We start from the raw sequence: 12,750 nt of genomic DNA, 5'->3' as shown, positions 1-12,750 counted from the left end.
TTTGCCGTCAGGGCCGCGCGGACGTCCATTCGTCCGCGCGGCCCTGACGCGTATGCTGGTGCAGTGAATCAGCGCATCTACGACACGCAGACGCAAGCACTCGGCGACTTCACGCCGATGGTGCCAGGCGAGGTCTCGATGTACGTCTGCGGGCCGACGGTGCAGTCAGCGCCCCACGCTGGTCACCTCCGTTCGGCGCTCGTCTACGACCAGTTCCGGTCATGGTTCGAGGCGAGCGGCCTCCGGGTGACGCTCGTGCGCAACGTCACCGACATCGACGACAAGACTCTTGCCGGAGCCACCGCTGGCGAACCGTGGTGGGCACTCGCGTACCGCGTGGAACGCGAGTTCAACGCCGCCTACGCGGCGCTCGGCATCCGCCCACCCACGTACGAGCCTCGCGCGACGGGGTCCATCCCGGAGATGCAGGAGCTCATCTCGCTGCTCATCGAGCGCGGCCACGCGTATCCGGCCGCCGACGAGAGCGGCGACGTGTGGTTCGACACCGGCAGCTGGCCGAGCTACGGAGAGCTCACGCACCAGCGCCCCGAGGACATGGCAGAGGGCGAGGCGCCGAGCCGCGGCAAGCGCAGCGCCGCCGACTTCGCGCTCTGGAAGGGGCGCAAGCCCGGCGAGCCGGAGTCGGCCGCCTGGGCGTCGCCCTGGGGCTCAGGCCGGCCGGGCTGGCACATCGAGTGCTCGGCGATGTCGACCAAGTACCTCGGGCCGACGTTCGACATCCACGGCGGTGGGCGTGACCTCCGCTTCCCCCACCATGAGAACGAGCTGGCGCAGTCGCGCGCCGCGGGCCTCGAGTTCGCTCGCACGTGGGTGCACAACGGCCTCGTCTCGGTGGCAGGGCAGAAGATGTCGAAGTCGATCGGCAACACGGTCTCGGCGCTCGACCTCCTGTCCTCCGCTCGCCCCGTCGTGGTCCGCTACTTCCTCGGGTCGGCGCACTACCGCTCGACCATCGAGATCGGCGACACCTCGCTCGAGGAGGCAGCCGCGTCGTTCGCGCGCATCGAGTCGTTCCTCGAGCGCGCGGAGCGGGCCGGCCTCCCGGTTCCAGTCGAGCCGGCGGGCACGGTGCGATTCGACGGCCTCCCCGCTGCGTTCGTCGCCGCGATGAACGACGACTTCGCGGTCCCGCAGGCCATAGCGTCGCTGCACGAGACGGTGACCGCCGGCAACCAGGCGTTCGACACGGGCGCGGCGGATGCGGCGGCCCGAGCAGCACGCGAGGTCACCTCGATGCTCGACATCCTCGGCATCAACCCACGCGCTGAGCAGTGGAGCGGGGGAGCGGATGCGGCCGGCGACACGGCCCTCGCGGCGCTCGTCGACTCGCTGCTCGTGGAGCGCAAGCAGGCCCGCGGTGCGAAGGACTTCGCCCGCGCAGATCAGATTCGAGACACGCTGGCAGCAGCCGGCGTGCAGATTGAAGACTCGCCGAACGGCAGCTTCTGGACGTTGGAGAAGGCATGAGCACGAATTCGCGCGGCAACCGCAGCAAGAAGGGCCCCACGAAGGGCACCGGCGGCAACGGCCGCAAGTCCCTCGAAGGTCGGGGCAACACGCCGCGCGCCGAGGACCGTTCCTGGCACGTGGCCGGCAAGCGCAAGGCCGCGAAGGAACGCCTGGAAGCCGCTCGCGGTGGTTCCAAGCCGCGTCCGGCGCAGCGTGAGGGCGGCGCCCCGCGCCGCGCGCGGACCGACGACAGCACGGAGCTCGTGACAGGCCGCAACTCGGTGGTCGAAGCGCTGCGCGCCGGCATCCCCGCCACGACGCTCTATGTCGCCGCGCGCGGTGAGATGGATGAGCGCGTCAAGGAGATCTTCAAGATCGCCACCGAGCGCAAGATTCCGATCCTCGAGGTCATGCGTCCCGAGCTCGACCGCATGGCGGGCCGCGACGCAGTCCACCAGGGCGTCATCATCAAGGTGCCGGCGTACACGTACGCCGACCCGATGGAGGAGCTCGACCGCGCCATCCAGCGTCGCCGGAACCCGCTGTTCGTCGCGCTCGACGGCATCACGGACCCTCGCAACCTCGGCGCCATCGTGCGTTCCGTGGCGGCGTTCGGCGGCGATGGCATCATCGTGCCGCAGCGACGCTCGGTCGGCATGACGGCTTCCGCGTGGAAGACGTCTGCCGGCGCCGCAGCGCGTCTGCCCGTCTCCATGGCCTCGAACCTGACGGCCACCATCAAGGCGTACAAGAAGGCCGGCGTCTTCGTCATCGGCCTCGACGGCGACGGCGACGTCTCGCTGCCGTCGCTCGAGCTCGCGACCTCTCCGCTCCTCGTCGTCGTCGGCAGCGAGGGCAAGGGCCTCTCGAGGCTCGTCACCGAGCACTGCGACGCGATCGTCTCCATCCCGATCGACGGGGCGACGGAATCCCTCAACGCGGGCATCGCGACGAGCATCACGATGTACGAGGTCTCGAAGCTGCGGGCCGCCAAGCGCGCCGCCAAGTAGGCGCAGCAACTGCGATCAGATGGGCCTCACCTGCGGGTGGGGCCCATCGTCGTATCTGGTCCCAGGTCGTGGAGACGGGTCAGCGGCACCACGAGGTCAGGAAGCCGGTGAGGCGGCGGAGCTCCGCGCCCGTGGCGATGTCGATGACGGTGGTCGTCGACTGCTTCATGCCGGGAAGGACGGCGTAGCCGTCCGGCCCCTGCGCGCCGAGGCCCGTCTCGACGGCGAGGTACTGGCCGTTGGGGGAGACGCAGATGTCGCGCAGCCACTCGCCGCTGTCGCCCGGGTCGAAGAGCGTGCGCTGGCCGTCGGCGTCGGCGAACTCCACCGTGACGTCGGCCAGCCCGGCCGCCGCATCCGCGACCGCGGAGATCTGGGTTCCCTCCGGGTCGAGCACGCTCGTCTGCGTGAGGTACTGCGTCTCGCTGAGCGTCATCGGAGCCGGGGTGAGCTGCTCCGCGGTCCCCGAGCTCAGATCGAAGAGGGTGTAGCCGCCGACACCGGAGGTCACGGCGGTGGCCGTGCCGGGAACGAAGCCATGGAAGTGCTGCGCCTGGCCGATCGGCTCGGCTGGGGTGCCGGCGAGCACGTTCACGAGGTACAGCTGCTCGTCGAGGGTCTGCGCGATGAGCGCCCCTGTGCGGGGCGCGAACGCCCACGTCGAGACCATGAGCGGTGTGCCGTCGGGGCCTGCCACCTGCTTGGGGCGGAACGACGTGTCGCTCGTGTCGAAGGCGAACAGCGAGCGCACCAGCTCGGTCTGCCCGTCGGCGTGCACGCCGTCGACGACGAAGCCGATGAGGCCGCTCGCCGCATCGGCGGCGAGGCTCGAGAAGCTCCCGGTCGCGTCCACGTTCAGCGGGACAGCCGGTCCGGGCTCAGCGCGGGGCGCGACGCCGACCGTGCCGAGGCCGGCGGAGTCCTGTTCGATGACGGCGACGAACGCGTCCGTGAGGGCATACTCCTGGATGCGCGGGGCGGTGAACAGGATGCTTGGCTCACCCCCGCCGGAGACGTTCGTCTCGATGACCCGGTCCTCGAGCGTCCCGCCGGTCGAGATAGCCCCGCGGACGAGTGTCGACACCTCGAGGGGCGGAGTCGTGAACTCGGTCTCGAGGGTCGATGAGACGCCCGTCGAGGAGCTCACGGCGTCCGTCACTGTGAGGGTGTAGCTCGTGTCGTAGGCGAGCAGTTGCTCGAACGTCACCGTGATCGTGCCGTTCTCCTCCGTGAGGCTGTAGTCGGCGGCTGGCTCGAGGACGACCTGCGCGGGGTCGATCTCGCGGAGGCGCTGGTTCGGTGTCAGCACGAGGCGCGTGCCCTGCTGCTCGACCGTGCCGATGGCGTTGACCGCCGTCGACGCGACTCGCGGGCCCTGCAGGATGTTGCCGACGGCGAGCCCCGCGGCGAGCAGTGCGAGCACGATGACCGCCAGGATGAACGTCCTGCGGAAGCGGCGTCCGCCCGAGGCGAGATCAGTAGACATAGGGATCGTTCGGCTGGTCGATCGCGGTGATGGTCGTCGGCATGAGTGCGACGCGCTCGGCGCTGGAGGCGCTCGGGTTCGTGACGAACGCGCCGTCGACCTCGACCCAGGAATCGACGGGGTAGCTGCCCTGCCAACCGGGCTGGTGCACGGCGACGCCGACCGGGGCGGCGTCGATCGCGCAGCAGTTCACGACGAAGCGCGCCAGGATGAAGGCATCCGGCGAGTCCGGGTCCTCGGTCACGAACCCGACGAGCTTCGCGCGTTCGCCGAGCACCTGCTGCTCCCCGTCGCCCTGGCGGAGCATCGCGGCCCAGTCCTTGACGGTGAAGGAGCTGGTGTCGCGGCCCCGGAGCGTCTCGCCCTCCGAGATCGGGGAGTCCACGGTCTGCGCGTTGGCGTTGAGGGAGCGGTTCTCCACCGCCGCGGAGCTGAGCGTCACCGGCGGCGCGATGATGAGCGCCACGAACGCCGTCGCGACGACGACGAGCGTGACGGTCATCGAGGCGATCACGGCGATGCGCTGACGTGCGCCGAGCCGGGGGCGGCGGTTGCTCCGCCGTGTGGTCGATGTGCCGAGCGCATCCGACTCATGCGAGTGGTCGTGGTCATGTCCGTGGTCGTGGTCGTCGCGACCCGGAGTGACGGCGATGGCCGCGATCGCGAGGACGCCGCCGATGACAGCCATGATCGAGGTGAACACGAAGTAGCGGGGGTGGATGTAGAGCGAGAGCCCGCCCGTCATGGAGAGCCACACCGTGGCGACGACGGTGAAGAGCGTGAGCGCGACCCCGCGCCATCTGGAGAGCAGTCGTTCAAGCAATGAGGTTCACTCCGAGTCCGAGGGTGAAGGCCGACAGCGCGACGATGAGGGTGATGCGCGCGAGGACCGCGCTCGTGTAGGTCGTGCGCATGAGCGCGAGCATCTTGACGTCGATCATCGGCCCCATCACGAGGAAGGCCACGATCCCGCCGGGCATGAACGTGCCGACGAAGGACAGGGCGAAGAACGCGTCGACGTTCGCGCAGATCGAGATGACGAAGCCGAGCGTCATGAGCACGAGCACCGAGAGCACGGGATGCTCGCCGAGCGTCGTGAGGAGATCGCGTGAGACGCCGACCTGGATGGCCCCCGCGATGGCCGACCCGATGAAGAGCGCGGGGAGCATCGTGGAGGTCTCGGCGCCGAACATCGACGCGCTCGCCCGCAAGCGGTCGCGGACGCCGGAGCGGCCCCCGTGTCCGTGCTTCGCCTCCAGCTCGCAGGTTGCGGCGAAGCTCGGCGTGAGCAGCTCCTGTGGTCTCGGGTGGCGGCTGAACAGGAAGCCGATGACGTTGGCGATGACGAAGCCGCCGATGATGCGGGCGGCCAGGATCCCGTGGTCCCAGCCGAACGCCTGGTACGTCGTGACGATCGTGATGGGGTTCAGGATGGGCGCTGCGAGCAGGAACGTGATCGACTCGGCCGGCGTGAAGCCGCGGAGCACGAGGCCGCGGGCGAGGGGCACGTTGCCGCACTCGCAGACGGGCAGGGCGATGCCGAACAGGGAGATCACGGCGCGTCGGAGCCAGGGGCTCTGCGGCAGGATGCGCATCAGGAAGCCCGGCGGGAGCCAATGCTGGACGACGATCGAGAGCAGGATGCCGAGCACGATGAACGGCATGGACTCGATGACGACGCTCAAGGAGAGCGTCACGAAGTCGCTGATCGGGCCGAGGGCCGGTGCGTCGTCGAGCGAAGCCGTGAACGTCCTGATCGCAATGAGCGTGAGGATCAGGCCCGCGCCGATGGTCAGTCCGAGCACACCGCGACTTGCGGTCGTGCGCTGAGGGCGCGGTGCGCGCTGCGCAGTCGTGTGCTCGTGCATCCAGCCGAGTATAGTTCGGGCCGCTTTCGGAACACGGAGGCAACGAGGGACTCGCGCGGGGCGGTGAGGATTCTGGAGCCGACTGCGAGGTTCGAACTCGCGACATCCGCTTTACAAGAGCGGTGCTCTACCAGCTGAGCTAAGTCGGCCTGCTGCAATCGCAGCGGCACCATCATAGCCATGCGGTGCGCGAGGCGCGCACCGCATGGCCACTCGGGTGCTGCGCTCCTTACTCGGAGGGCGTCTCGTCGTCCGGGGTAAAGGAGAGCGAGAGCGAGTTCATGCAGTAGCGGTCGCCCGTCGGGGTGCCGAAGCCGTCGGGGAACACGTGCCCGAGGTGGGACCCGCAGTTCGCGCAGCGCACCTCGGTGCGCACCATGCCGAGCGAGCGGTCCTCGAGCAGCTGGACTGCGTCGGGGCGGACCGACTCGTAGAAGCTCGGCCACCCGCATCCGGAGTCGAACTTCGTTCCGGCCTTGAAGAGCTCGGAGCCGCATGCGCGGCAGGTGTACAGTCCGGCGCGCCCCTCTTCGAGGAGCTCTCCCGTGTAGGCCCGCTCAGTGCCTGCCTCGCGCAGCACGTGGTACTCCTGCGGCGTGAGCTCAGCGCGCCACTCGGAATCGGGCTTGTTGACGGCGTAGGACACCGTGCCTCCTGGAGATCGACGAGACCGCTGGGAGCGGTCAGGGAGGAACGAGCATACGCGCGTTGCGTGAGTCCAGTCCGTGAGCCGTGCTCGTACACTTCCTGCATGGAACGGGACGTGGAGCTCAGCGACCTCGAGCGCGCCCTGCTGGATTTCGAAGACCTGAATCCGCGGCAGAACGCAGCGAAGACGGCGGCGATCAGGGATCGCTTCGGCTGGTCGACGACGCAGTACTACCGAAATCTCGCTACGCTCATCGAGACACCAGCTGCGCTCGCTCACCAGCCGATGCTCGTCGGCCGCCTACGGCGTGCGCGCGAGCGGCGGGCGGATGAGCGCCAGCTGCGGCGCGAGCAGCGCATGTCCAGCGCCTCTCCCACCTCAGGACGGATTCGGTAAAAACGTGGACTACCCCAAGGATCGCTTCGACGACATCCCACCCGGCCTCGACAGGCGCGGCGCGCATCGCGCGCCCCGAACCCGTCTCGCCAAGCTCGCCTCGTGGCTCTGGGGCCTGCTGGCCGTCGTCGTCATCGTCGCCGTCGCGGCGGTTGCCATGCAGATCATCAACGGCGCCGTCTCGTTCAGCCCGTCCGCCGAGCCCGAGACCAGCGAGACGCCGGCCGAGGCCGCCCCTGTCGAGGAGGCGCCTGCCGAGGTCGTGCCGCAGCTCGACCCGAACGTCGCCGTCCGCGTGCTCAACGGCACCGAGCTGGCTGGCGTCGCCGGCGGAACGACCACCGAGCTCGCTGACGCCGGCTGGAATGTGACGGAGACGGCGGATGCACCGACCTCCGACTACGCGACGACCACCGTCTCCTACAACGACCCCGCTCAGGAGGCTGCTGCCCTGGCGCTCGTGCAGTCGCTCGGCGGGGGCACCGCGGTGCTGGATCCGAACGTCGCTGCCGCTGGGACGATCGTCGTCATCGTCGGCCTCGACCTCGCCGGATAGGGGCGAAAGCCCCGGGGGTTCACCGGGGAATGCGCGCCTTGTGTTCCACGAATGTGAACATCTGGAGACAAAACGTCGCCAGGTGACGTGATCGCGGTTTTCGGCTTCCACGCTCAACAGGTCGCGACCTAGTATCTTGCTCGAGTCCTGGGCACCATCGTTCGTCCCCCTCGCACGCATGCAGGGCTCCGCCGGCTGGCGCTGGCGAGTACTACTGAGCAATGGAGACAAACATGGCGAACGGAACCGTGAAGTGGTTCAACGCTGACAAGGGCTACGGCTTCATCACTGTGGATGCGCTCGACGGCGCTGCTGCACAGGATGTGTTCGTGCACTACAAGGCCATCGAGATGCAGGGCTACCGCGTTCTCGAAGAGGGACAGAAGGTCGAATTCGAGATCGGGGCCGGCGACAAGGGCCCCCAGGCGGAGTCCGTCCGCGCACTCTGATCCCCGACGACAAGCGGCGTCGACCCTCTGTGGGGGTCGGCGCCGTTTTCGGTGCAGGGCGCGGGATCTCCCGTCCTCGTTCGCCCGCAGCGAGAAGGCGTCGGGGCGGCTTGCACTCGACAGGGCCGAGTGCCAATATGGACTTGCACTCGCCTCGTTCGAGTGCCAACCACGAACCTCACGAACCACGTCCGGAAAGGACGCAGTACACATATGTCGAAGATCATTGCTTTTGACGAAGAGGCCCGTCGCGGGCTTGAGCGTGGACTGAACACGCTCGCCGACGCGGTGAAGGTCACGCTCGGCCCACGCGGCCGCAATGTCGTGCTCGAGAAGAAGTGGGGCGCGCCCACGATCACGAACGACGGCGTGTCCATCGCCAAGGAGATCGAGCTGGACGACCCGTTCGAGAAGATCGGTGCCGAGCTCGTCAAGGAGGTCGCGAAGAAGACCGACGACGTCGCCGGTGACGGCACGACGACGGCTACCGTCCTCGCTCAGGCGCTCGTCCGCGAGGGCCTCCGCAACGTCGCAGCAGGCGCAGACCCGATCTCGCTCAAGCGCGGCATCGAGAAGGCCGTCGAGGCCGTCGTCGCCGAGCTGCTCGCATCCGCCAAGGAGGTCGAGACCAAGGAGCAGATCGCTGCCACCGCATCGATCTCGGCTGCTGACGCGCAGATCGGCGAGATCATCGCCGAGGCGATCGACAAGGTCGGCAAGGAAGGCGTCGTCACCGTCGAGGAGTCGAACACGTTCGGCACCACGCTCGAGCTGACCGAGGGCATGCGCTTCGACAAGGGCTACCTCTCGCAGTACTTCGTCACCGACCCCGAGCGCCAGGAAGCCGTCTTCGAAGACGCCTACATCCTGATCGTCAACGGCAAGATCTCCAACATCAAGGACCTCCTTCCTGTTGTCGACAAGGTCATCCAGGCTGGCAAGCAGCTCCTCATCATCGCCGAGGACGTCGAGGGCGAAGCTCTCGCGACGCTCATCGTCAACAAGGTCCGCGGCATCTTCAAGTCGGTTGCCGTCAAGGCTCCCGGCTTCGGCGACCGCCGCAAGGCCCAGCTGCAGGACATCGCCATCCTCACGGGTGGACAGGTCATCAGCGAGGAAGTCGGCCTCAAGCTCGAGAACACGACGCTCGACCTCCTCGGCACGGCCCGCAAGGTCGTCGTGACGAAGGACGAGACGACGATCGTCGAGGGCGCTGGCTCGCCCGAGCAGATCGCCGGCCGCGTCGCCCAGATCCGCGCCGAGATCGAGAACAGCGACAGCGACTACGACCGCGAGAAGCTCCAGGAGCGCCTCGCGAAGCTCGCCGGTGGCGTCGCCGTCATCAAGGCCGGAGCAGCGACCGAGGTCGAGCTCAAGGAGCGCAAGCACCGCATCGAGGACGCAGTCCGCAACGCGAAGGCTGCCGTCGAAGAGGGCATCGTCGCCGGTGGTGGCGTCGCCCTCATCCAGGCTGGCGCACGCGTTCTCGACAAGCTCGAGCTCAAGGGCGACGAAGCGACCGGCGTCAACATCGTCAAGGTCGGCATCCTCGCACCGCTCAAGCAGATCGCGACGAACGCTGGCCTCGAGCCTGGCGTCGTGGCCGAGAAGGTCGCCGGACTCGAAGACGGCTGGGGCCTCAACGCCGCAACTGGCGAGTACGTCAACCTCATCGAGGCTGGAGTGCTCGACCCGGTGAAGGTCACGCGCTCCGCGCTGCTCAACGCAGCTTCGATCGCTGGTCTCTTCCTCACGACCGAGGTCGTCGTCGCTGACAAGCCCGAAAAGGCTGGCGCACCGGCGATGGACCCGGGCGCTGGGATGGACTTCTAAGCACCACGCGCACGACAACAGGCGGGCGGCTCCTCACGGAGCCGCCCGCTTCGTCGTTCCCGCCTCGCCGCTCGACGCGATGGGTCGAGGCACCGGCCAGGCCAAGCCGCCGAGTGCAGAGCCGGTCAGACGCTGAAGAGCCGCCGAACATCGCCTTCCACGGTGCCGTAGCTGGCGCTCGCGCTGCCCAGAGCGCTATTGATGGTGGAGATGCTCGACTCCACCTGGGCCTGGGTCGAGCGCCACTGCTGCACCAGGCCCTGGAAGGCTGCCGCCGCCTCCCCGCTCCACGACCCCTCGAGTGCGGTCAGATTGCCGAGCAGTGCGGCGACCTCTGCCTGCACTCGCCCGATCGACGACTGCGTGTTCGTGACGGCGAGCTGCAGCTGCTCGCTGTCGACCATGTAGACGGCCATATGAGTGTTCCCCCTTCTTCGGCCACCGGGTGGTTCCGGCGGCACCTCGTGAGAAGGCTAGGAGCAGCTGCGGGGGAGCGGGGATCAGCTGTTCGGGGCTGTGGAGAGAGCGCTGTCCACAGGCGCGGACATGAGCAGCGGGAACTTGAGGCGGAACGTCGCCCCGCCTCCGGGGGTCTCGAGCACGTCGACCTCGCCATCGTGCGCCTTCATGATCGCCGAGACGATCGAGAGGCCGAGCCCGGAACCGCCGGTCTCGCGTGCGCGGGAGGTGTCTGCGCGCCAGAACCGCTCGAAGATCTTCTGCCTGATCTGCGGGGGGATGCCCTCACCGTGGTCGATGATGTCGACGATGGCGAGCTGGTTCTGCAGATCCACCGTCACGCCCACCTCGAGGGGCGACCCCTCCGGCGTGTACCGCATGGCGTTGCCGAGCAGGTTCGAGATGGCCTGCCGGACCTTGTCCTCGTTCGCGTGCACCATGGCGGGCACATCTCCGAGGTCCTCGTCGGAATCGGCGGCCTCGATCCCACTCGGCTCGGCCCCCTTGCGCCTGATGGGGAAGCCTCGCAGCGCCGGGCGCGGCAGCGAACGCCGTCGCCACAGCGCGCGCTTCGCGGCCGCACCTTCCGGAGCGCTGGCGGACTCGTCGGCCGGGACGATGTCCGCCTCGACGGCAGCAGGCAGCTCGCCGGTCGTCTCGGACCCGAGGGGCTCCGCCTCGTCGCGGGTCTCCTGGATGATGTTCACGGGGAGAGCCCGCACGACGCGATCCTTGGCGGTCGCGTGCGCATCCATCGCCGCGTCCTCCGCAATCGGCTCGAGGTCGATGACGTCCTTGACGAGCTCGCGCGTCTCGTCGAGTCGAGCGAGCTGCAGGAGGTCCTCGACGAGGCCCCCCATGCGGAGCGCCTCCTTCTCGATCCGCTCCATCGCCTGGCCGACCTTCTCGGGGTCGTTGAGGGCACCCATGCGGTAGAGCTCGGCGTAGCCGCGGACCGTGACGAGCGGCGTGCGCAGCTCGTGGCTGGCGTCGCCGACGAAACGGCGCATCTGCGCGATGGTGCGCGTGCGCTCGTCGAAGGCGTGATCGATGCGGACGAGCATGGTGTTGAGCGACCGGGAGAGGCGCCCCACCTCGGTGTTCGGGGTGCCGGCGGGCAGGCGCTGGGAGTAGTCGCCAGAGGCGAACTGCATGGCCGTGGCCTCGACCTGCCTCAGGGGGAGCAGGGTCGCGGAGACGAGGACTCTCGTGAGGGCCGCGCCGAAGATCACGACGGTCAGCCCGAAGCCGAAGAAGATGGCGAGGAAGTTCACCATCGTCGCGTTGACGCTCGTCAGCGGGGCCGCGATGAGCAGCGTGCCGCGCACCTGATCGGCGGCGTACTCTCCCTCCGGCACGGTGATGGTCCGCCAGGTCGCCCCGAGCGGGTCCTCCATGTCGAAGAGGCTCTGGCTGCCGCGGACCGCGGCGTCTGCTGGCACCTCGGGCGCGATCGCCTGCGGCCGCTGCCACTGCCCCCAGTTGTCGACGACGACCTGGCCGTCAGCATCGAGGACGGCCACGTAGATCGTGGACGGGGCGATGCGGATGGCGTCGTAGGTGATGAGCCTCGACGAGGGGTCGGCGGCGAGGAACTGGGTGGGATCACTCGCGTACACGCTCAGCTGTGAGTCGGTCTGCGAGACGAGCGTCGGCCGTAGCAGCAGCGTCGTGCCGATTCCGGCGACGACGATACCGAACGTCAGCAGCGTGATGTTGACGATCGTCAGCTTGTTGCGGAGTGAGAGCCGATCCCAGCGCCATGCCTTGAACGGCACCGCCTACTTCCCCTCGTGGTCGGGCTTGGTCACCTCTGCTATGCCTTGGCCCCGGAGACCTTCAGCATGTAGCCGAAACCGCGCTTGGTCTGGATGAGCGGCTCCTCGGTGAACTGGTCGAGCTTGCGGCGCAGGTAGGAGATGTAGGACTCGACGATGCCGGCGTCGCCGTTGAAGTCGTACTCCCAGACGTGGTCGAGGATCTGCGCCTTCGAGAGCACGCGGTTCGGGTTGAGCATGAGGTAGCGCAAGAGCTTGAACTCGGTGGGGGAGAGCTCGATCGGCTCGTCGCCGATGAACACCTCGTGGGTGTCCTGGTCCATCGTGAGCTCGCCAGTGCGGATGACCGCCTCTTCCTCGGCCTGCATGGTGCGGCGGAGGATGGCCTTGATGCGGGCGACGATCTCGTCGAGGCTGAACGGCTTGGTGACGTAGTCGTCGCCACCCGCGTTGAGGCCCTCGATCTTGTCGTCGGTGTCGTCCTTGGCGGTCAGGAACAGGATGGGGCTCGTGTAGCCAGACGCACGCAGGCGCTTGGTGACGCCGAAGCCGTTCATGTCGGGGAGCATGACGTCCAGGACGATGAGGTCTGGCTCCTCCTCGATGACAGCGGAGATCGCGGCGGCGCCGTTGCCGACGGCACGCACCATGAACCCTGCGAAGCGCAGGCTGGTCGACAGGAGTTCGCGGATGTTTGGCTCGTCGTCAACAACGAGAATCTTGGGGCCATCAGTCATGGACTAAGTATCTTGACGCCGTCTGAGTGAAGTCTGACGGCGCGCGGTGTCGCGGCAGT

The 12,750-nt window shown here is 68.1% G+C and carries 13 protein-coding genes and 1 tRNA gene; 6 read left to right on the top strand and 8 right to left on the bottom strand.

What is annotated here, in order from left to right; all coding sequences use genetic code 11:
* The first annotated feature begins 63 nt into the window (after positions 1 to 63).
* Both cysS and rlmB read left to right on the top strand, forming a co-directional pair.
* Positions 64 to 1,488 carry a cysteine--tRNA ligase gene (gene cysS, locus C5B99_RS11320; protein ID WP_104241926.1) on the top strand — a complete coding sequence of 475 codons (1,425 nt, stop codon included), beginning with the start codon at positions 64 to 66 and terminating at the stop codon, positions 1,486 to 1,488.
* Positions 1,485 to 2,480 carry a 23S rRNA (guanosine(2251)-2'-O)-methyltransferase RlmB gene (gene rlmB, locus C5B99_RS11315; RefSeq protein WP_104241924.1) on the top strand — a complete coding sequence of 332 codons (996 nt, stop codon included), beginning with the start codon at positions 1,485 to 1,487 and terminating at the stop codon, positions 2,478 to 2,480. Before cysS ends, rlmB begins: the two co-directional genes overlap by 4 nt.
* Positions 2,481 to 2,559: 79 nt before the next feature.
* Here the strand turns inward: rlmB and C5B99_RS11310 are convergent, their stop codons facing one another.
* The 5 genes from C5B99_RS11310 to msrB form a co-directional block, all read right to left on the bottom strand.
* Positions 2,560 to 3,966, bottom strand: a complete 1,407-nt coding sequence (locus C5B99_RS11310) for a hypothetical protein (protein ID WP_104241922.1) — start codon at positions 3,964 to 3,966, stop codon at positions 2,560 to 2,562.
* Positions 3,956 to 4,789, bottom strand: coding sequence for a TIGR03943 family putative permease subunit (locus C5B99_RS11305; RefSeq protein WP_104241920.1), 834 nt, complete (start codon positions 4,787 to 4,789; stop codon positions 3,956 to 3,958). The genes C5B99_RS11310 and C5B99_RS11305 overlap by 11 nt, the downstream gene beginning before the upstream one ends.
* A complete protein-coding gene (locus tag C5B99_RS11300) occupies positions 4,782 to 5,834 on the bottom strand; it encodes a permease (RefSeq protein WP_104241918.1) in 1,053 nt (350 codons plus the stop codon). The genes C5B99_RS11305 and C5B99_RS11300 overlap by 8 nt, the downstream gene beginning before the upstream one ends.
* A 73-nt stretch (positions 5,835 to 5,907) precedes the next feature.
* Positions 5,908 to 5,983 (bottom strand) — tRNA-Thr (locus C5B99_RS11295).
* An 80-nt stretch (positions 5,984 to 6,063) separates the two neighbouring features.
* Complete coding sequence (gene msrB / locus C5B99_RS11290; protein ID WP_104241916.1) at positions 6,064 to 6,480, bottom strand: peptide-methionine (R)-S-oxide reductase MsrB; 417 nt, start codon at positions 6,478 to 6,480, stop codon at positions 6,064 to 6,066.
* 105 nt (positions 6,481 to 6,585) lie between these two features.
* Here msrB and C5B99_RS11285 point away from each other — a divergent pair, with 105 nt between their 5' ends.
* The 4 genes from C5B99_RS11285 (at position 6,586) to groL (ending at position 9,717) form a co-directional block, all read left to right on the top strand.
* A complete protein-coding gene (locus C5B99_RS11285; protein WP_104241914.1) occupies positions 6,586 to 6,879 on the top strand; it encodes a DUF3263 domain-containing protein in 294 nt (97 codons plus the stop codon).
* 4 nt (positions 6,880 to 6,883) lie between these two features.
* Complete coding sequence (locus tag C5B99_RS11280; RefSeq protein ID WP_104307082.1) at positions 6,884 to 7,435, top strand: LytR C-terminal domain-containing protein; 552 nt, start codon at positions 6,884 to 6,886, stop codon at positions 7,433 to 7,435.
* A 233-nt stretch (positions 7,436 to 7,668) separates the two neighbouring features.
* Complete coding sequence (locus tag C5B99_RS11275) at positions 7,669 to 7,884, top strand: cold-shock protein (protein WP_068479823.1); 216 nt, start codon at positions 7,669 to 7,671, stop codon at positions 7,882 to 7,884.
* Positions 7,885 to 8,097: 213 nt separating this feature from the next.
* On the top strand, positions 8,098 to 9,717 hold the full coding sequence (gene groL / locus C5B99_RS11270; RefSeq protein ID WP_068479821.1) for a chaperonin GroEL: 1,620 nt from the start codon (positions 8,098 to 8,100) through the stop codon (positions 9,715 to 9,717).
* 125 nt (positions 9,718 to 9,842) lie between these two features.
* Here groL and C5B99_RS11265 read toward each other — a convergent pair whose 3' ends face one another.
* The 3 genes from C5B99_RS11265 to C5B99_RS11255 all read right to left on the bottom strand — a co-directional run bounded on the left by C5B99_RS11265 (position 9,843) and on the right by C5B99_RS11255 (position 12,691).
* Complete coding sequence (locus C5B99_RS11265) at positions 9,843 to 10,133, bottom strand: WXG100 family type VII secretion target (protein ID WP_104241910.1); 291 nt, start codon at positions 10,131 to 10,133, stop codon at positions 9,843 to 9,845.
* 84 nt (positions 10,134 to 10,217) lie between these two features.
* On the bottom strand, positions 10,218 to 11,954 hold the full coding sequence (locus C5B99_RS11260) for a cell wall metabolism sensor histidine kinase WalK (RefSeq protein WP_104241908.1): 1,737 nt from the start codon (positions 11,952 to 11,954) through the stop codon (positions 10,218 to 10,220).
* 38 nt (positions 11,955 to 11,992) lie between these two features.
* Positions 11,993 to 12,691: a response regulator transcription factor gene (locus tag C5B99_RS11255; protein WP_068479813.1), complete on the bottom strand. Its 699-nt coding sequence runs from the start codon at positions 12,689 to 12,691 to the stop codon at positions 11,993 to 11,995.
* Between the last annotated feature and the right edge of the window lie 59 nt (positions 12,692 to 12,750).

Source organism: Pseudoclavibacter sp. Z016 (assembly GCF_002931215.1).
Classification (GTDB): Bacteria; Actinomycetota; Actinomycetes; order Actinomycetales; family Microbacteriaceae; genus Pseudoclavibacter.
This window is presented reverse-complemented; position numbering and strand designations above follow the sequence as displayed.